This is a genomic window from Chitinophaga sp. CF118 (assembly GCF_900112615.1).
Classification (GTDB): domain Bacteria; phylum Bacteroidota; class Bacteroidia; order Chitinophagales; family Chitinophagaceae; genus Chitinophaga.
In genome coordinates, this window is record NZ_FOMK01000007.1 from 191,407 (window position 1) to 210,238 (window position 18,832).

The window sequence follows — 18,832 nt, forward strand, 5'->3', positions numbered from 1 at the left end:
TTTATAGCCTACAACAATGTCTAAAGAACACAAAGCTATCAGAAGCAGCGGATGGATTACCGACTTCCTGATAGGATTTCCTGAAGGTTTGTTAGTGTTGTTCTTCACAACCTACCTCTCCCACGGTCTGAATATTACCGTACAGAAGTTCTATACAGTAAACGATTGTATCTGGCTGATAGGCAGTATACTTGTTATGATTACCGCCTACCAGGCGAATAAAGGTGATTCACAACATGATGAAAGTACCTTATCTGCAAACGAAAGAAAAAAACTGGAAAGCCTGGATATTGGAGAAAATGTGATAGAGAATATTGCTGAAGAAATGGCCAGGGATGCGACTGACTGGGAGAATACCCTACAGCAGGAAAATGTGCAGGTAAGTAACTATCACATGGGGCGGGCTTTAGCGAATGCCCTGGTTACCGGGATCTTCTTTTTACTGGGTGGACTACTTCCCTTCTGGCCTTATCTTCAGAATGAAAACTTTCCGGAAGCCAGTCGTATCAGTATCCTGTTTTGCTTTATCATCATGACACTTTTTAGCTTCGTTAAATCCCGTATCACCCGTCAGGAGGCTATTCCAATGATATTACGGAATATCCTGTATACAGGAGCTGTTTTTCTGGGGGCTTATATGATGCAGATGATATTTAAGTAAATACCCGACACCATCAGCATCGGGTATTTATATATTATTTGGATTTTGTTTCTCCGTTAGTAAACAGCACACATACAAAAACAGCGATAGCACCCACCAGACAAAGGTATAACCCTATTCCCCTGTCCGGACACTCTCCCATTTCGCAGCGACTGAATAATAAAAAGTTACGAAAGCTCCAGGCCGCCAGGAAAGCAGCCATAAAAAGATTAAACCTTGCCCCCACTTTACCGGGAAGCAGGAATAAAATACCTGTTACAACAGCCACCACAATACTGAGTTTGCCGGGTTCACCAAAACGGGAACCAGCAGTATCGATCCCTGTAAATATGAGATGTTTGCTTTCAACCGTAAGCCAGGGAAGAAAAACGCTGATAATAACAACGGCTACGGACAACAGTCCGAAAATTTTTGCTTTGGACATAACCAATCTTATCTTGCGCCTGCCGGGCAATGCTGTTTTAAATAGTTTGTATATAAAGTAGACAGATGTTTGAAAGTTCCTTCTCCTTCGCGGAGACCGTGCGTACGGTTAGGATAAGCCATAAACTGGAACTGTTTATTATACTGTACCAGCTCATTCACTAACATTTCTGCATTCTGGTAATGTACGTTATCGTCGCCAGTACCATGAATATATAACAGGTTTCCCTGTAAATTTTTTGCATAAGTAATGGGAGACCCATTCACAAAATCCTGACGGTTCTCTTCCGGCAATCCCATATAACGTTCCTGGTAAATATTATCGTAGGTCAGCTGATTGCCAACAGCGGCAATGGCAATACCGGTTTTATAGATCCCGGGATACTGGAACATTAAGTTCAGCGTCATGGAACCACCTCCACTCCAACCCCATACGGCTACACGGGAAGTATCGATCCAGGCATGACGGTTAAACAAAGCCTGTGCGCCCTGGGCCTGATCACGTGCATTAATGATGCCCACCTTACGGTATACACATTTACGCCATTCACGACCTTTAGGTACAGGTGTACCACGATTATCCATAGAAATATAGATGTATCCATCTTCTGCCATATTCCCATCGTACAGGAAGTTACGTCCTGCACCATACTGGTCTCTGGCAGTTGCAGCAGCGGGTTCTCCATAAACATAAAATACAACCGGGTATTTTTTTGTGGAATCGAAGTTTAATGGTTTAACCATCCAGCCATCCATAGTTACACCATCGGCAGTAGTTACCTGGAAAAATTCCTGGCGTAATGCATACCGTGCTGTTTGCAGATTCCTGAAAATAGGATTATTATCCCCGCTTTTATGTGTAGATAAATACACAACTTCATTTTGCTGAGGAAAGAAATGATTTGAAAATCTATGGAGTGCATATTGTGCATCCGGAGAAATGTCATATTCGTGAGTACCTTCTTCAGTTATTGGCGAGATTCGCTCTGGTGCACCTTTACCATCCAGGCTTACCTTATAGAGGAATTGTTGTGTAGCATTTTCCGGAGATGCCAGAATGTAAGCCAGGTTATGGGCTTCGTCAATAGTCAGGAGATTGATCACATCATATTTTCCCGGTGTGATCAGTGATTCCTTTCCATTCAGATCAATACGGTAAAGGTGACGCCAGCCATCTTTCTCACTTACCCATACAAAGGATTTTGCATCCCTGCTCCAATCCCAACCCGCAATATCACGACCATCCCAACTTGATTTTACATCCAGCCATGCAGGGTCACTTTCACTATATAGCTTTTTCGCTTTAGCAGTTGCTGTGTTACATATATATAAGATGCTCTCGTTCTGTTTACGATTCAGTTGCTGAACTATCAGTTCATTTTTACCAGGCACCCATTCCATACGGGGAATATAATGTTGCTGCGCGTCGCCCGGCACCTGCAGCCATGTGGTTTTAGCAGTAGCCAGATCGACCACTCCCACGCGACAGGCAGAAGGACTTTCACCTGCTTTGGGATATTCTACCGGTACAGTATAAGAGTAGATGGAATCAGTATTATCAATCATAAGGAAGTCTCTGATTTTAGTAGCATCTATCTGCCAGTAGGCGATAGCCTTACTATCCGGACTCCAGCGGAATCCATCCCGGCAGCTGAACTCTTCCTCATAGGCCCAATCGAATGTACCGTTGATTAAACGACGGGTACCATCTTGTGTCAGCGCTTTTCTTTTACCGGTTGCCAGGTCTTCCACATAGAGGTTATGCCCACTTACATAAGCCACCTGCAAACCATTGGGAGATAATTTTGCAAACATCAGGGAAGATGTTGGCAAGCCTTTTCCCAGCTGTTTCAAGGTATTTGTGGTAAGATCAAGCACCCAATAATCGCCACGGGTATCATAACGCCACACTTTCTTAGCATTTGTGTAGACGAGTAGTTTCTTTTCGTCGGGCGAAAAGGCGAAATCTCTTATTTCCAGCGGGGTGCCGCCAGCAGGTGTGAGTTGGGCAGCAGAAATTTTTTCTGTCTGTTTGCTGTCTTTTAGCTGGATAGCAGTAATACTGTTACCATTTTGCTGATAAAAAGACTGTCCGTCGCGGCTCCAGTTGACTGATTGCCCTGGCTGCGCCTGTATCTGACCCGTAAGCAGGCAAAGAAGAATAAGGGAAAATATCCATAATGGACAACATCCTACATAACGAAGTAATCGCATTTGTTCTATTTGAGTCGGCAATATAAAGCATTTTAATAATCCGGAAGAACCAACAAGAAGAGCGGTAACATAGCTGATAAAATCTTTTTTAAGGCTGGAAGAACGGCCAACCAGGCATTGTAAAATATATACAAGAACCTCGTAAAATATTTTATAAGCTGAAAGCAGGGCCAGCCTTGTGGATAACCTATTGTGGAAAAGTTTTATACGAGTGAATAACAACTAGTTATTAATAAAATTAATATATTTATAGCGGCAACCAATTAGCACAGTTATTGCAGTATGGAATGCTGGGACATACACATAACCTTATTTAATCAATACAGTTAATTATTAATATCCTTTGAAAATCGTCTAATCATGATTCAAGTAACTTATTCTTACAAGAACCGCGAATTTTTCCAGTTGGAAGATTCTTTTATGAACCAGTTAGCGCAAATGGGGGTACGCCAGATGCAGGCCTTACTGGAGCCTTTATCAGATTCATTATTAAATGAAAACGGGAAGATCAGAATTAACCTGGATCAGCATCCTAAATTTGAGCTGGAAGGGTTCAGCAGTCAGATTAAAAACGAAATTGAAATGATTATGCGAGGAGAGTAATCATTTAATATCAACGTCTGCAAGTTCGTAAAACGTTGCATTACGTAAAGGTTGCATGGGGCGCTGTTTATATTCACTCCACACCTTGGTAAAAGCTGCTCCGTAGTAAAAAATGATAGCACTGTAAAAGATAAAAAGCAGAAGTAATACGGCAGAAGCAGAAGTTCCATAAAGTAAACCAAGATTGCCCCCAGATAACAACCTTCGCAATACTAATTTCCCTATATTAAAGAGAACACCGGTTAATAAAGCACCTGCAAATGCCACTTTCCAGTCAGGCCTTGCATCTGGTAAATAACGGAACAATACCGCGAACCAGGATGTAACAATGATGAGTGATATCAGCTGGGAAACTACACCATTGAATACAATGGCTGCACCTGGAAAGAGGTCCTTTATGTATGTGCCTAAAAACACGTGTGCGCTTTCTGCCACCAGTCCTGCGAGGAAAAGCAGGCCGGCAGCACCTATTACTATAAGTGAACGCAGTCTGCCCTGCAGCGATTGCCAGAAGTTTTCCTTTACAGGCATATGGATCATCCAGAGCTGGTTGAGAGAGCTTTTAATGACTTTCATTAAGGTAGTAGCTACGAAAAGCAGGAATATGAACAAAATAATGGCTACAGGCCCGGTTTGGGCAAGCCCCCGGAAGCCGCGTAAGGTAATTACAACCTGATGGGCGCTTTCCTTTCCCACAAGATCTCCAAGGCGGAGAAATAACTGTTTCCCTATGCTTTTACGGTCAAACAATAAGCCCATTACCTGGATGAAGATCAGTAATATTGGAGGGAGTGCAAAACTGGCAAAAAAAGCGGTAGCCCCCGCCAGACGAAGAGGATCATTGTTCTGGAGCAGCTGAAAGGCTGCCTTTAAAGTTTGGAATATTCCTTTCAGATATGCTCTTGACATATAAAAGTGCATGGTAGCTATTATAGCTACAAAAAACCATGCCTTCTTATCTGGATAGGATAAAAAAGTCCTGTGTTACCTGGATCTTATCTGGTACAGTGGTATTATCAAATATCAAAGTATTGAAATTGAAGGAACTGTCTGCCAGCGAAGTGATTTCACATAATGTGGAATCCAGGTGAAAAAAAGCGTGGGTCATTGCTTCGTAACTCATAGAGTCAATGCCACCATTCCTATATAGGAGTACATCCCCTCCCCCTTTATTATTCAGCTGGAAATCAATGTAGGCAGCCCCATGCTCAAAGGTGGAAGTATCATTTTTTGTAAAGATGGTATCCCCGTTGTTCAATGTATATTCCTTGCTAATAGTTCGCGAGATATTCCACTTCCCCTTATAATCGAGCTGTTGCACAGTGGCATTATCCTTTTTACAAGCAGTAAAGGCAAGCAATGACAAAACCAGAATCTTCTTCATGAATATAGTTCGTTGAAAAGGCTGTAAAATAGTGTTTTCTCTTTAGTCATGCAAACCAAATAACTGATTAACAGTCATTTAAAATGCATTATCCGATGAAAACCACTATATTAAACGCCTCTTTCAGAAAAATGTTACTTTTCTACTTTATCTTTTTCCGGCTCCGGCTTCCCCTTTCCGCCCAGCTTGATCTTTACCTTACCATTACCATCATCTGTGGCATGGAGATGTAATATGATTCCTCTGCGACGGTTCTTCTTTAGTTTTTCCATGTCGGTAATCCCATCATCCTTACTGGGATTACGCAGCGGAACATCCACATACAGGTCTGTGCCGGTAGTGATACCATAAACGCCAGTTACATCCATATATAAAGCGCTTGAATTAATCTGCATCGGGGGAATCAGTATTTTATTTCCTTGTAGTGTTAGGGTGTTTTTAAGGTTATCAAATGTAATATTACCGAGGTTACGTTTACGGAATACCACATCCCCGATATCTTCAATTGGTGTAAAGTGGATCAAAGCAGCCTCACGGAGATCAAAATTCAGGGTACCAAACATGGATTGCGGGGCTACCACCCCATTATCCTTTATATTACCGCTTATATCAGCCTTTGCAGACATAATTCCTTTAAGGTTTTTAGAACTCAGCGACTTCATCCCAAAATCATTAAAAGCATAAAACAACTGGTCTATATGCACGTTACTAATATCAGTATTGATCTTAAACCGGTTATTACCGCCAGCCTGTTTTATCACTCCATTCAGCTGAATACTACCTCCTGCATGTAGCAGTGAAATCTTCCTGAGCAGGATATCTTCCTGAGAAAGCGCCAGATCTGCTTTTACCTGTTGCGCTGTGAAATTACTATAGCTCACTTTATCTACCAGTACCTGTAAATTAACATTGCAGGAATTTAACATCACGTTTAGCTGGTTTACGATACGGTTTGTCTTTCTTCTATTTGCTGCTCTGGAGATGAGTACACCTGACTTACGCTTACCAAGGAAACTACGGAATTCATCGAGATCTACCATTGGGCTGCGAACATTCCAGTCCAGTTGCAACTTTTCTGGCGCGGTGAAATACAAGTTTGTGATATTACGTACACTCCCATCCATCAGCAGACTGCTTTTCTGAGTCTGGATATGGATATCCTTCAAATACAGATCCTGTCCTGTAAAATCCAGTGTGGCATTACAATTCTTAAATTTCAGGTTGCGTGGTGTATATTCCATTGCACCCTGTGTTAGCTGTACAGTTCCTTTTAAAAATGGTGTAATCGTATCTCCTGCCGCAATTCCTCCTTTATAATACAACTTCGCTTTTGCTGTACCGGCAGTAAAATTGAATACACCATTGCTGTCAGATGCATTGTTGAGATCTGTGAGCGGGAATTCAGACTTGAAATATCCTGTCAGTGCCGGGTACCTCAGGTTAGTAATATGTACGGTATCTGCCATCACGGGTATGCCATAACAATGGGCTTTCAGGCTGTACAAACTGATTATTGAATTATCATCGGTACGTGGCTGTCCGGCAACCCATTCGTTGGTAAAACTGCCATCAAAGCTGCACTCATCCAGTTCCATTCCTTTTGTAATAACCTTGTTATCTTTAGTTTTCCAGGTAACATTTACGAGTGGCAGGTCGCGGTAACGCATATAACCAGTCAATGCAAATTCTGCATCCAATGGCCTTTCTATGTGAATGCTATCAAGTTTTTCTGAAATCCTGGGGGTTAGCCAGGAAGATGCCTGGCTAAGCAACACTTTCTCTGCCACGATATGTACGTTAAACTGGCGCGATTGTTCATCAAAGTTAAATTTTGCACCGGCAGAAATGGGCTGTCCGTCTATTTCCAATCCCTGCTGCGGGATATAGAGCGTCTTCTTCAATCTGTTATACTCAATGTCGAGTGAGGTTTCAACTTTTCTGTTTTTCAGGAAGCTGCCGCGATCAGTATTAAATGCCAGACTTTTTACTATCAATTCGGTGTGCATAGAAAAAACCCAGCCGGAGTCATTATTTCTAAGTTTGCCTTTTAATTGATCGACTGCAAAATCGAATAATTTCCCTTTTTCCCGGTTATCCAGCACAATATGCATGTCCACAAATTGCAGACCGGTAATATCCGGCCCCTGGCTACGTCCACTTACTGTAGCGCTGTCCCCCTGAGCTTTACGTTTTAATACGCTGGTATTTGTATAACCAGTTGTGTCGGTGAACAAATAGATCGTTCCTTTTTCAAGACTTACCTGTTTTATGTCCAGTTTCTTACGTAGTAAAGCGAGTGTATTTACTTTTATGAAGATATGGGATACTTCAAGCAAACTATGGTGATGTTGCTCCCAGAGGCTGTCTTTAACGGTTACATCCTGCAGGGAAACGGAAATAGCAGGAAAGCTACGAACCAGTGAGGGTTCCATATTTTTAATCGTAAGTTGCCCGCCATGCAGGCGGTCATTGAGAATATCACTGATCTGATGCAGCAATTCTGTTTTGTGTAGTCTTATATACCATGCTAATCCCAGCCAAAGGATTATCAGTACACCCAGGAGGCTGCCAAAAACAATGAGGGCTATACGAATCCACTTCCGCATAATGGAATTTACGAAAAAAAGGACACTCATATTATTAGTTGTTAAAACAATATTAAATAAAGCTAGTTGGAATGGCTTTTGCGTAAGGAAATGCAACTAATCGGTTATGAAAAGACATACGTATCAGACGGGACTCATTGGAAATTGTGCTTACCTGGCGCATGTAAATGTTAATACGAATATTGACTGGCTTTGCTGGCCACGCATGGATAGTTCCTTTGTTTTCGGCGGAATGCTTGATAAAAAGAAAGGTGGCGAGTTTTCCATTCTGCCCCCCGGCGAGTATACTTCAAAACAATATTACCTGGAAAACACCAATGTGTTGTGTACAGAAATAACCAGCGAAAACGGTAAATACAGGATCATAGATTATGCTCCCCGCTTTCTCCAATATGAGCGCTATTTTAAGCCCCTGATGCTGATCAGGAAAATAGAAAGCCTGGAAGGTACTCCCCGTGTAATGGTTAAATGTGAACCCGTATGTGATTATGGTGGCCGCAAACTACGGGCACAAAGAGGTAGTAATCATATAGAGTTCCTGGGTTGCGAAGAGAACATCAGGCTTACTACTAATATACCGGTGAGTTATCTTTTTGAAGATGAATATTTCGTACTGAATGAAGATAAATACCTGCTGTTAAGCTATGGCAATCCTCTGGAAGCACCGCTGAACAGTACTGCAGAGAACTTCCTCCGGGAAACGACGCAATACTGGCGTACCTGGATCAAACACTCCAACATTGCCAACTTTTTTCAGCCTGCAGTGATCCGTTCAGCTCTGGCGTTGAAGATTCATCAGTATGAAGATACGGGTGCCATCATCGCAGCCAGTACCACAAGTTTACCGGAATCTCCGGGTAGTGGAAGAAACTGGGATTACCGTTACTGCTGGTTGCGTGATACCTACTATGTAATCACTGCGCTGAATCACATCGGCCATTTTGAAGAAATGGAAAAATACTTTAGCTATGTAGCAGATATTTCTTTCTCAGGAGATTACCGGTATCAGCCTTTGTATGGCATTACAGGTAAAAAGAACCTGGTAGAACAGATCCTGCCACACCTGGATGGATATATGGGTAACCAGCCTGTAAGGGTTGGCAATCAGGCTTACGAACATATTCAAAATGATATTTACGGACAGGTACTGATCTCTATGCTACCCTTATATACAGATCATCGCTTTGTATTTTCCGAACGTAAGGATTCTACATGGTGGATAGAATATCTGTTAAACAAAATTGAAAATACGATCGACGAAAAAGACGCCGGCATATGGGAGTTCCGCAACTTTGCAAATATTCATTGTTACAGTAATTTATTCCAGTGGGCGGGCTGTTCTGCTGCTGAAAAGATGGCGCACACTATCGGAAACAAAGATCTTGAGGAGCGGGCAATATCATTGAAGAATCGCGCAGCTGCGCATATTGAAAGTTGTTTTGATCCTGTAAGGAAAGTATATACCAATGCAGCCGGGAGTCAGCATCTCGATGCAAGCACCTTACAACTTATCATGATGAATTATCTGGATCCTGCTTCAGAAAAAGCAAAGGACCATCTTGCAGCTTTAGAGAAAGAACTCAAAACACCTAATGGTTTATTTTACCGTTATCTCCACTCAGATGATTTTGGTAAACCGAAAACAACATTTCTCGTTTGTGCGTTCTGGTATGTAGAAGCCCTGGCCTGTGTTGGGCGGATCGATGATGCGGTAACGGAATTTGAAAGTTTGATGAAATACTCTAACCACCTGCTGTTATTCAGCGAAGATGTGGATGAAGAGAATGGCAGTCAGTGGGGTAATTTTCCACAGGCTTACAGTCATGTAGGATTAATGAATGCTGCTTACAGAATTGCAATGAAATTAGATGTTCCGATATTTATGTTAAACAAAAAATAATATGTAGAGATGGTTTGCTTATAAATGTTATAACAGTTATAAAAATATTGTCACCTTTTGAATATTTTATATATTTGCCCCCGCTATATAAATATTATTTGTTACCTAAACACACACCCTAATCATGAAAAAAAACCTATTGGGCATCACTATGCTGGCCCTATTCTGTACTGCCTGTGAAAAAAACGATAACCCGGTTAAAATCGCACAGGACATGCTTGCTGTAAAGTATCTTGATTCATTAAAGTCAACCCACTTTGATGTTAAAATCAGTTACAACGCTGATAATGCCATTACCCACTATTCCATTATGGATTACCAGCAACAAGCCAACTACTCTTATATTGCAGAATATGAGAATGGAAAAATGGCTAAAACATTCCTTACTGCGGGTCCCAATGACGAACCTTATTTAAGAATGGAAGTGGGTTACAATAGTGCAGATCAGATCAACAGAATGAAAGATGTTGGCGCTGGATTAGATACACTGATCTACTCTCTTAATGGAGAACTTTCACAAATTCTGACTTACTATATAGACGAGTTTGGAGGAAAAACAGTTATAAGGCAGCGGGACTACACATGGAATAATGGTAATATTGTAAAAGAACTGGGGATTGATATCTATCCAAACGGACGGGATAGCCTTATTACCCTGTACACCTATGATGATAAAATAAATCCCCGGGCTAGAATAGCAGGTCTGTTCTGCCTCCTGGAATATTATAACCCGGAAGATATTTCTGCTAATAATATACTCACCTCCGAAGATAATAGCCAATTTATCCGTAAGACTGAGAATACTTATACTTATGATGCGGATAACTATCCGGCTACAGCAAAAAGTATAACGACAGCAATATATGACCCAAGTGATCCTTATATCGATTCTACAAATACAAGATTCGTATACAGATAACAAAGAGGTTGTATTTTATATTGAAAAAGATGCCCCCAAAAGTTGTCTTACTTTTTGGGGGCATCTTTTATGGATTAAAGAATCAGATGTTACAGTCGGTACCTGCACTGATTATCTCAGGAAATCAGCGATCTTAAAAACGCTCTCACTTCCTGGTAGTTTCTTAAATAATATCTTGCCGCAGATACCTGGCTACCTACTTTGATCGTAACAGCATCATTTGGTAATGCTTTAAAAATATCTTCATCCGTATAATCATCTCCAATAGCCAGTTTAAAATCAAATTCCCTGTCCTGCATCCATGCCAGTGTTGCTTTCCCTTTATTGATCTCCATGTTCTTTGTTTCAATCACTTTATCACCTGGCAGTATTTGTAATCCGATATCGCTGGTGAAATATCGTAAGGTATTCATTAACTCATTTGCACGCAATTCACCCAGGCCGGATTCTACTTTCCGGTAATGCCATACCAGAGAAAAACTTTTCTCTTCTATAAAAGAACCCGGTGTACGATCGGTGAATGTTTCCAGAATAGGTGCGATATCCTGTTTCCACTGATCTGTTAATCCCGAAAGTTTCTGCCACTCTGCCCCCTTCTGTTTCTGCCATGCACCATGTTCTGCTATAAGGTCCAGGTTCATATGTCCCAGCCATAGTTCCATCGTTTCATGTTTACGTCCACTGATCATGACCACCTGATTAACCGGATCATCTGACAGTTCTTTTAATAACTCATATAGTTCCGGGTCTGGCGAAGCCATATCAATATTCCGCTGGAAGCCAACAAGCGTACCATCATAATCCAGAAATATGGCACGCCTTGCAGCAGCCTTATAATCCCGCTGTATCCGCTTTTGCATCTCCATACTCATACGACGCGCGAGCATAGACAATTGCATTTGTTTCACCTCCTGTAAACGGGTCATAAAGAGTTTTACCCAATGCGAGATATTAAACTTAGAGACCACCTGCCGCATAGGTTTCATCCGGCGGGCCTGCTCTTCTTCGGGCATATTCAGTGCTTCATATAATGAACGTGCAATAGCTCCGATATTATTAGGGTTTACAATTAATGCATCAATCAGTTCTTTGGAAGCACCAGCCATTTCACTCAGGATCAGAACACCGGTATTATTCGTTCTGCTGGCAATGTATTCTTTGCTCACAAGATTCATACCATCACGCATGGGCGTTACAAGAGCCACATTTGCAAAATTGTATAATGCAGATAATGTTTCTACCGGGAATGAACGGTAAAAATAATTCACCGGATGCCAGTTCATGGTGCGGAAACGGGCATTAATGCCACCTGCCAGCATATCTATTGCTTCACGCAATTCTTTGTATTGAGGTACTGTATCCCTTGACGGTACAACAATCATATATAACACAACCTTTTCAATATATTCAGGATACATCTGCAGAAATAATTCGAATGCCTGCAATCTCTGAATGATTCCCTTGCTATAATCCAACCGGTCTATTGACAACACCATATGTGTATGCTGGAAATTCTCGCGTAAACTATCCAGTTGTTTCAATACTTCCGGATCGCTGGATAATAACTCAAACTTATTATTATCAATTCCCATGGGAAATGTTTCTGCTACTACAGCCCTGTCGTTCATCAACACAACATTCGCAGAAGCATTCACAGGTAATAAGCGGGTTACAGCATTCAGGAAATGATGACTATCATCGAAAGTATGAAAACCCAAAAGATCAGCGCCCAGCATCCCTTCCAGCAATTCTACACGCCAGGGGATTAAACGAAATAACTCAAAAGAAGGGAAAGGAATATGCTGGAAATAACCAATGGCTACATCCGGTAATGCAGCACGGACCATCCCCGGTAATAAGAGTAACTGATAGTCGTGAATCCATATTACATCTCCAGGTTCTGCTACCTGCAAAATAGCATCTCTGAATTTGTTATTCACCTGATAATAAAAATCCCAATATATCTGTTCATAGCGGGCATATACGGACATATAGTGGAAAACAGGCCACAGTACCTCATTCGAGAATCCCTCATAATAGTTATTTATTTCCTCCTGTGTCAAATAAACAGGCATCAGGTTTATCTCGCTCAGTTGTTCTTTAATTATGGGCTGAGCTTCTTCATTTACATCCAATCCCGGCCATCCAATCCAGATATTATAGCCCTGTCTGTAAATGGACCCAAGTCCTGTAGCCAGACCACCTTCACTCGGATTTAACAGGTACTCGCCCTCTTTTTCTGTGATCTTTACCGGTAGCCTGTTAGATACAATAATGGTTTTACTCATAATACAGTAATGTCTTTAAATCAAAAAAATCAAAGCTATTAGCTATGCCAATCCTAAATATGGAATGCACTTACAAAAAACGCTCCTTAAAATAGATAGGGAAAGAAAATAAAAATTATTAAATGAGGGTACAATTGGCCGTACGAAGTTACACTTTTTATCTCAGGTGAACTATCTTATTGCTAATGTGTCAGTTATGTTATGTCTGGTATCCCTTTTGCAGCATGGAGAATGAATTAAACTATTCATCATGGAACAAAGACAATTAGGTAAATCACCACTCAAGGTTGCGCCATTGGCATTCGGAGGTAATGTTTTTGGATGGACGGCAGATGAAGCAACTTCATTCAAACTATTGGATGCATTTGTAGCAAGAGGTTTCAATCTTATTGATACTGCTGATGTGTATTCAAAATGGATACCGGGTAATAAAGGCGGAGAATCTGAAAAGGTGATTGGGAACTGGATAAAGCAAGGCGGAAAAAGAGATAAAGTAGTGATTGCAACAAAAGTAGGGGGAGAAATGGCTCCTGATAAAAAAGGGCTCGCACCACAATATATTGAGAAAGCCATTGAAGATTCTCTTCACCGTTTACAGACAGATTATATTGATCTTTATCAGACACATTATGATGACCTGGAAACACCTGTAGAGGCTACACTGGAAACATATGCAAAACTGATCAAAGCCGGCAAAGTACGTGTTATCGGCACCTCTAATATGAGTCCCGAAAGATTGCTGCAATCATTACAGGCCAGCGAACAATATGGTTATCCAAGATATGAAACATTACAACCTGAATATAACCTCTATGACCGCCAAAAATTTGAGCGGGAATATGAGCCGATTACCAGGCAATATGATTTGGGAGTGATTAGTTATTATTCACTGGCCAGTGGTTTTCTGAGTGGTAAATACCGTTCTAAAGAAGATGCTGCAAAAAGTCCGCGAGGGAAGAAAGCACTCAGTTATCTGGATGAACGTGGAATGAATATTTTAGATACACTTGATGAAGTAGCGGCAAGTTATCACACAACACCGGCAAGTGTTGCCATTGCATGGCTTGTACAGAGGGAAGGCCTGACAGCACCTATTGTCAGTGCAACCAATATAGAACAACTGGATGAATTGTTTAAGGCAACTCAGTTGAATCTGGATGCAGGAGCTATTGAAAAATTAAATATTGCAAGTGACTATACGGATGTATAATAATAAAGTTTTAAGAGGGCGTATCTTACTTTTAGTACGCCCTCTTTTTGGTTGGGCCCGATTATTTCTAACTGATTTTAATCACTGTTTTCCCCTCGCTTTTCCCTTGCCTGCTTAATTCGATAGCCGCAGGAACTTCTTCCAGGCTTATCACAGCAGCCACTGAAACTTTTAGCATTCCATTATTTACTGCATCAGTTAAAGAATCAAGAGATTCCACTGTACTTTTTGTTTCAAAATTACCTCCTGTGATATTCTTTTCTTTCAATGCATGACTATCTGCAACAAAGTTCGTTGTCAAAGCCACACCACCATCTTTCACCAGTGCAGACATAGTTTTAAAAGCTTCCGCATTGCTGGCAAGATCAATCAGCCCATCCACGCCATCAGGATATTTAGCTTTTATCTCGTGATCGACTGACAGCTTTTTATAATTGATTGTTTCTCTCGCACCCAATTCTGTAACACGTGAAGCCCCTTCATCATCGCTGACAGTCGCTATCACATAAATCCCCTGCATATTAGCCAACTGAATTAAGAAAGAACCTACACCTCCAGTAGCACCTACGAGCAGCAATGTCTGTTCGTGTTTAAGTCCCGATTTTTCCACTAACTGTTGTGCGGTCATACCGGCAGTGGGTATAGCTGCAGCTTCGGTGAGTGAAATCTTTGCAGGCGCCCGGGAAATGATCACACTATCCGGTACAATGGCATACTCCGCAAAAGCACCTTCACCTATTGGTGCATGAATGAATTGTCCATACACGACATCTCCTTCCTTAAAATGGGTTACTCCTTCTCCCACTGATTCAACAATACCAGCACCATCCGTGCCCATAATCAGGGGGAATTGGTGCGGCATTTTCCCATCCAGGATACCATCTGTCAACTTCCAGTCAAAAGGGTTCATACCTCCCGCGGCTACACGGATAATAAGTGTACCAGGTTTTACTGTGGGCTTTGGAAGCTCCATTACTTCGGGAGCGGATTTAAATTTAGAAACAGCAACTGCTTTCATGAATACTAAGGAGTTAATATGGTGATGAATTTATTTCTTGGAAACCGCAACACGCTGCGCACTGTAGATACCAGCATGCCCACTGAAATAGTAAGCCGTAAAACAGGCCACGGCAAAATACAACGCATGCTCCGTGCCAAAAAGTTCTATGCCCATGAGGGTACAGGCTATAGGCGTATTGGTGGCCCCTGCAAATACGGCAATAAAACCAAGGCCGGCAAACAGATCTGGAGGTGCACCCACTAATCCCGCTATTGTAACACCTAATGTAGCACCGATAAAGAATAACGGGGTAACTTCCCCGCCTTTGAAGCCCATACCCAGTGTGATAGCTGTAAAAAGCAACTTCCAGAACCATGCCCAGGTGGGAACATAACCATTAGTAAATGCTGCAACAATGCTTACGCCAGACTCATTCGATGCCGTTACTCCTAATCCTAAATAATCATGAGTTCCCAGCAACCAGCATAACAGGATTATGATTATTCCACCAATAGCAGGAATCAGCCATGCCGGGCGGATAAATTGTTTTGCATACTTCTTAATGTTACGCATGCAGGTAGAAAATGTAAAACTGGCAAGTCCGAAAGCAACACCGCTAACAATCACTTTTGCCAAAAGCAACAGATCGAAATGTATAAAATGAAAAAGGGAAGGTTTCGCTTCATGAAATAAGATCTGGTAATGAGTGTGATGGATGCCCCATGCACCGCAAACAATATCTGCAAAGATAGCTGCAATCAGGCAGGGAATCAGTGCATCATAGCGGATTACGCCTATAGCCAGTACTTCCAGAGCAAAAACGGCCCCTGTGAGCGGCGTGCCAAACACCGCGCCGAAACCGGCTGCTATACCCGTCATTAACAGAATACGAACATCTGCCTGCTTCAGGCGCATCCTGCGGCCTAAAAAGTTTGCCATACTGCCACCGATCTGTACAGCAGTACCTTCCCGGCCGGCAGATCCTCCAAAAAGGTGTGTAATAATAGTTGTAAGTAATACCAGCGGAGCCATGCGGGCCGGTACGCCCCCGCCCGGTTCATGGATCTCATCCATAATAAGGTTATTCCCTGCTTCAGACTTACCACCAAACTCTTTGTAAATGAAATAGATACCAACACCTGCGAGGGGCAGGAAATAGAGCAGCCACTCATGGTCATAGCGGTACTCAGTTACATATTCCAGCAACCAGAGGAAAAGAGCCACCAATGTGCCCACAATAAGGGAAAGAGGAATAAGAATAATGGTCCAGCGGATAAGCTGATAAGCGATAGTAAATTGCTCAAATGACTGTCTGATAAACTTCATAACCTACAAATAAACTTAATATGATGCCCCCTCACAGGAGCATCCGTTTCAATTTGTAGGCGTCATCAGTTCCGGCTAACTAATGCCCGGACGGTTCTTGTGCAGGAAGACACCATTTCCTGGTATAGGGACAAATATAACATGTAAGTGCTAAAGATTAAAATTATCTTCTTCGTATCTTCAGAATGTTTTAAGAATGTTATTGCAATTTACAAAGCCTAAGCTGTACAGAACAATGAGATTTTACCTTCAACTGTTTATATTTACATCAATGATATCCTCTACCATGGCGCAAACAATGCCTGTAGATACATCAACAATCTCCATAAAAGATACTACTACAACCCTTTTTGACAGGCGTGCTGCCATAAAGAACTACCGCCCTTCCATTGCTGGGATCGCTGTTCCGGCTGTAATGGTTGGTTATGGCTTCTTTGCGCTGAAAAATCCGACACTACTATCTATCAATCATACCACCAGGGCTGAATTAAGGGAAGACAATCCGGGCTTCTCCACCAAAATTGATAATTATCTTGAGTACTCTCCTGCACTGGCTGTATATGCACTCAACCTTGCTGGGATTCATGGCGCTCATAATTTCCGTGACAGGACAATGATCCTGGGTATTTCCGCCCTGCTGATGACAAGTACGGTGGGCATCCTGAAAAACAGTACACATATATTACGCCCTGATGGAAGTACTTATAACTCCTTCCCTTCTGGCCATACTGCGACTGCCTTTATGGGAGCACAGTTTATGTGGCAGGAATATAAAGATGTAAGTCCCTGGTATGGGGTGGCTGGTTATGCAGCGGCAACTGCCACCGGCGTACTACGGTTGTACAATAACCGCCATTGGGTTAGCGATGTGGTTACTGGTGCCGGTATTGGTATCCTGAGCACAAAAGCAGCTTACTGGATCTATCCCAAACTGCAACGGTTATTCATACCTAAATCCGCCATGAATGCAATGATTCTGCCTACTTACAATGCAGAATGGAAAACTGCGGGTATCAGCCTTGTGTTCCTACCAAAATAAGGCATTGTTATCTTTATATTAAGAACCTGTTATCAGTTGGTAACTGACCTCCAGAGAAAATAAGTTTGCAAAAATAACTTTTCTATGGATCGTCGTTCATTGCTGAAAAGCCTTGGCCTGGGTGCACTGGTTAGCACCCTCCCGGGCACCCGCTCTCTTGCTGCTATTACTTCTACCACTAAAAAACCTGCATTAAGGTTTGCCCACCTTACAGATGTACACCTGGAACCCGAAATGCATGCATCGGAAGGCCTTGCGAAATGCCTGCATCATATTCAGTCTCAAAAAGATAAGCCCTCCTTTATTATGAATACAGGGGATTGTATCATGGATGCACTAAAACAACCTAAAGACCGGGTGGAAGTACAATGGAAACTCTGGCATGATCTCATGAAAAATGATAATAGTCTGCCAATAGAATATTGTATTGGTAATCACGACTGCTGGGGTGCTGGTCAGACATCAGACCTGCTCTATGGTAAAAAATATGCACTGGAGATGATGCGGCTGGAAAAACCTTATCGTAGTTTTAACAAAGCCGGCTGGCACTTTATAGTTCTTGACAGTATCCAACCTAAAAAAGATGGTGTATGGTATACCTGTAAACTGGATGATGAGCAATTCGATTGGCTGGAAAAAGATCTGAAGGCAAATACCACTATGCCTATCATCGTCTTATCACATGCTCCTATTGTATCCGCAGCAACTGTAGTTGTCGACAATAAATATAAAGATGAGATCGGATACCAATTGGGATTAGGTTCTATGCACGTAGATTCTGCACGTATTGTTGCATTATTCGATCAACATCCTAATGTTAAACTTTGTTTAAGTGGACATATCCACCTTTACGAACAGGTTATGTACAATGGCGTTACATACATCAGCAATGGTGCGGTAAGTGGTAACTGGTGGAAAGGAAAACGTTATCAGACAGACAATGGCTATGCTATGGTAAATCTGTATGACGATGGTAGTTTTGAGAACGAGTATATTCCTTATGGCTGGAATGTTTAACTTTTTTTACGTTTCTCATCTGCCTTATCCTTACTATCATATTCATTTTCATCATATCCTTCCAGGGTATTATTTTTATCATCATTGAACTCCTTTTTGGGAGCAGCTTTTGCGGCTTGAACATTGGTAGCATTTTCGCGTTTTGTCTGTTTAATAGTACGTTGAGTGCTCGTTGTTTTTTTAACTGTCATAACAATACATTTTACATATAGAGTTACAAAAATGCTGCCATGCAAAACAGA

At 41.8% G+C, this 18,832-nt stretch carries 16 protein-coding genes and 1 riboswitch; of the genes, 7 read left to right on the plus strand and 9 right to left on the minus strand.

Features of this window, described 5'->3' with window-relative positions; genetic code table 11:
- Nucleotides 1–16: 16 nt before the first annotated feature.
- Nucleotides 17–661: a VIT1/CCC1 transporter family protein gene (locus BM176_RS23975; protein WP_090106877.1), complete on the plus strand. Its 645-nt coding sequence runs from the start codon at nucleotides 17–19 to the stop codon at nucleotides 659–661.
- A gap of 34 nt (nucleotides 662–695) precedes the next feature.
- On the opposite strand, the gene BM176_RS23980 is transcribed toward BM176_RS23975, so the two are convergent.
- Together BM176_RS23980 and BM176_RS23985 are read right to left on the minus strand one after the other, a co-directional pair.
- On the minus strand, nucleotides 696–1,085 hold the full coding sequence (locus BM176_RS23980) for a hypothetical protein (RefSeq protein ID WP_090106878.1): 390 nt from the start codon (nucleotides 1,083–1,085) through the stop codon (nucleotides 696–698).
- An 8-nt stretch (nucleotides 1,086–1,093) separates the two neighbouring features.
- Nucleotides 1,094–3,298: a S9 family peptidase gene (locus BM176_RS23985; protein ID WP_090106942.1), complete on the minus strand. Its 2,205-nt coding sequence runs from the start codon at nucleotides 3,296–3,298 to the stop codon at nucleotides 1,094–1,096.
- A 360-nt stretch (nucleotides 3,299–3,658) separates the two neighbouring features.
- Between BM176_RS23985 and BM176_RS23990 the strand changes: the two genes are divergently transcribed.
- Complete coding sequence (locus BM176_RS23990; RefSeq protein ID WP_090106879.1) at nucleotides 3,659–3,901, plus strand: hypothetical protein; 243 nt, start codon at nucleotides 3,659–3,661, stop codon at nucleotides 3,899–3,901.
- Here BM176_RS23990 and BM176_RS23995 read toward each other — a convergent pair whose 3' ends face one another.
- The 3 genes from BM176_RS23995 to BM176_RS24005 form a co-directional block, all read right to left on the minus strand.
- The gene (locus BM176_RS23995; protein WP_177230523.1) at nucleotides 3,902–4,810 is read right to left on the minus strand and encodes a YihY/virulence factor BrkB family protein; all 909 of its coding nucleotides are present in this window, start codon (nucleotides 4,808–4,810) and stop codon (nucleotides 3,902–3,904) included.
- Nucleotides 4,811–4,856: 46 nt separating this feature from the next.
- Entirely contained in the window at nucleotides 4,857–5,285 is a 429-nt protein-coding gene (locus BM176_RS24000) for a hypothetical protein (RefSeq protein ID WP_090106881.1), read from the minus strand.
- 134 nt (nucleotides 5,286–5,419) lie between these two features.
- A complete protein-coding gene (locus tag BM176_RS24005) occupies nucleotides 5,420–7,891 on the minus strand; it encodes an AsmA family protein (RefSeq protein ID WP_177230524.1) in 2,472 nt (823 codons plus the stop codon).
- Between the two features lie 106 nt (nucleotides 7,892–7,997).
- Here BM176_RS24005 and BM176_RS24010 point away from each other — a divergent pair, with 106 nt between their 5' ends.
- Complete coding sequence (locus BM176_RS24010; protein ID WP_090106883.1) at nucleotides 7,998–9,791, plus strand: glycoside hydrolase family 15 protein; 1,794 nt, start codon at nucleotides 7,998–8,000, stop codon at nucleotides 9,789–9,791.
- Nucleotides 9,792–9,915: 124 nt separating this feature from the next.
- Complete coding sequence (locus BM176_RS24015; RefSeq protein ID WP_090106884.1) at nucleotides 9,916–10,710, plus strand: hypothetical protein; 795 nt, start codon at nucleotides 9,916–9,918, stop codon at nucleotides 10,708–10,710.
- Nucleotides 10,711–10,826: 116 nt separating this feature from the next.
- Here BM176_RS24015 and BM176_RS24020 read toward each other — a convergent pair whose 3' ends face one another.
- Nucleotides 10,827–12,998, minus strand: a complete 2,172-nt coding sequence (locus BM176_RS24020; protein ID WP_090106885.1) for a bifunctional alpha,alpha-trehalose-phosphate synthase (UDP-forming)/trehalose-phosphatase — start codon at nucleotides 12,996–12,998, stop codon at nucleotides 10,827–10,829.
- A 250-nt stretch (nucleotides 12,999–13,248) separates the two neighbouring features.
- Between BM176_RS24020 and BM176_RS24025 the strand changes: the two genes are divergently transcribed.
- Nucleotides 13,249–14,208: an aldo/keto reductase gene (locus BM176_RS24025; protein ID WP_090106886.1), complete on the plus strand. Its 960-nt coding sequence runs from the start codon at nucleotides 13,249–13,251 to the stop codon at nucleotides 14,206–14,208.
- A 67-nt stretch (nucleotides 14,209–14,275) separates the two neighbouring features.
- Here BM176_RS24025 and BM176_RS24030 read toward each other — a convergent pair whose 3' ends face one another.
- Both BM176_RS24030 and BM176_RS24035 read right to left on the minus strand, forming a co-directional pair.
- On the minus strand, nucleotides 14,276–15,226 hold the full coding sequence (locus BM176_RS24030) for an NADP-dependent oxidoreductase (protein ID WP_090106887.1): 951 nt from the start codon (nucleotides 15,224–15,226) through the stop codon (nucleotides 14,276–14,278).
- Between the two features lie 30 nt (nucleotides 15,227–15,256).
- Entirely contained in the window at nucleotides 15,257–16,534 is a 1,278-nt protein-coding gene (locus BM176_RS24035; RefSeq protein WP_090106888.1) for a voltage-gated chloride channel family protein, read from the minus strand.
- A gap of 49 nt (nucleotides 16,535–16,583) precedes the next feature.
- A riboswitch (Fluoride riboswitch) is annotated at nucleotides 16,584–16,663 on the minus strand.
- Between the two features lie 142 nt (nucleotides 16,664–16,805).
- Here BM176_RS24035 and BM176_RS24040 point away from each other — a divergent pair.
- Entirely contained in the window at nucleotides 16,806–17,573 is a 768-nt protein-coding gene (locus BM176_RS24040) for a phosphatase PAP2 family protein (protein WP_090106943.1), read from the plus strand.
- Nucleotides 17,574–17,657: 84 nt separating this feature from the next.
- Nucleotides 17,658–18,590: a metallophosphoesterase family protein gene (locus BM176_RS24045; RefSeq protein ID WP_090106889.1), complete on the plus strand. Its 933-nt coding sequence runs from the start codon at nucleotides 17,658–17,660 to the stop codon at nucleotides 18,588–18,590.
- On the opposite strand, the gene BM176_RS24050 is transcribed toward BM176_RS24045, so the two are convergent.
- Complete coding sequence (locus BM176_RS24050; RefSeq protein WP_090106890.1) at nucleotides 18,587–18,781, minus strand: hypothetical protein; 195 nt, start codon at nucleotides 18,779–18,781, stop codon at nucleotides 18,587–18,589. The two genes, BM176_RS24045 and BM176_RS24050, sit on opposite strands and share 4 nt — an antisense overlap.
- Between the last annotated feature and the right edge of the window lie 51 nt (nucleotides 18,782–18,832).

Bases quoted from the DNA above. Each gene is read 5' to 3' on its own strand.
- BM176_RS24000 (WP_090106881.1), bottom strand. From the start codon at position 5,285: ATGAAGAAGATTCTGGTTTTGTCATTGCTTGCCTTTACTGCTTGTAAA.
- BM176_RS24010 (WP_090106883.1), top strand. From the start codon at position 7,998: ATGAAAAGACATACGTATCAGACGGGACTCATTGGAAATTGTGCTTAC.
- BM176_RS24040 (WP_090106943.1), top strand. From the start codon at position 16,806: ATGATATCCTCTACCATGGCGCAAACAATGCCTGTAGATACATCAACA.
- BM176_RS24015 (WP_090106884.1), top strand. From the start codon at position 9,916: ATGAAAAAAAACCTATTGGGCATCACTATGCTGGCCCTATTCTGTACT.
- BM176_RS23995 (WP_177230523.1), bottom strand. From the start codon at position 4,810: ATGTCAAGAGCATATCTGAAAGGAATATTCCAAACTTTAAAGGCAGCC.
- BM176_RS23990 (WP_090106879.1), top strand. From the start codon at position 3,659: ATGATTCAAGTAACTTATTCTTACAAGAACCGCGAATTTTTCCAGTTG.
- BM176_RS24025 (WP_090106886.1), top strand. From the start codon at position 13,249: ATGGAACAAAGACAATTAGGTAAATCACCACTCAAGGTTGCGCCATTG.
- BM176_RS24005 (WP_177230524.1), bottom strand. From the start codon at position 7,891: ATGCGGAAGTGGATTCGTATAGCCCTCATTGTTTTTGGCAGCCTCCTG.
- BM176_RS24045 (WP_090106889.1), top strand. From the start codon at position 17,658: ATGGATCGTCGTTCATTGCTGAAAAGCCTTGGCCTGGGTGCACTGGTT.
- BM176_RS24020 (WP_090106885.1), bottom strand. From the start codon at position 12,998: ATGAGTAAAACCATTATTGTATCTAACAGGCTACCGGTAAAGATCACA.
- BM176_RS24050 (WP_090106890.1), bottom strand. From the start codon at position 18,781: ATGACAGTTAAAAAAACAACGAGCACTCAACGTACTATTAAACAGACA.
- BM176_RS23985 (WP_090106942.1), bottom strand. From the start codon at position 3,298: ATGCGATTACTTCGTTATGTAGGATGTTGTCCATTATGGATATTTTCC.
- BM176_RS24030 (WP_090106887.1), bottom strand. From the start codon at position 15,226: ATGAAAGCAGTTGCTGTTTCTAAATTTAAATCCGCTCCCGAAGTAATG.
- BM176_RS24035 (WP_090106888.1), bottom strand. From the start codon at position 16,534: ATGAAGTTTATCAGACAGTCATTTGAGCAATTTACTATCGCTTATCAG.
- BM176_RS23975 (WP_090106877.1), top strand. From the start codon at position 17: ATGTCTAAAGAACACAAAGCTATCAGAAGCAGCGGATGGATTACCGAC.
- BM176_RS23980 (WP_090106878.1), bottom strand. From the start codon at position 1,085: ATGTCCAAAGCAAAAATTTTCGGACTGTTGTCCGTAGCCGTTGTTATT.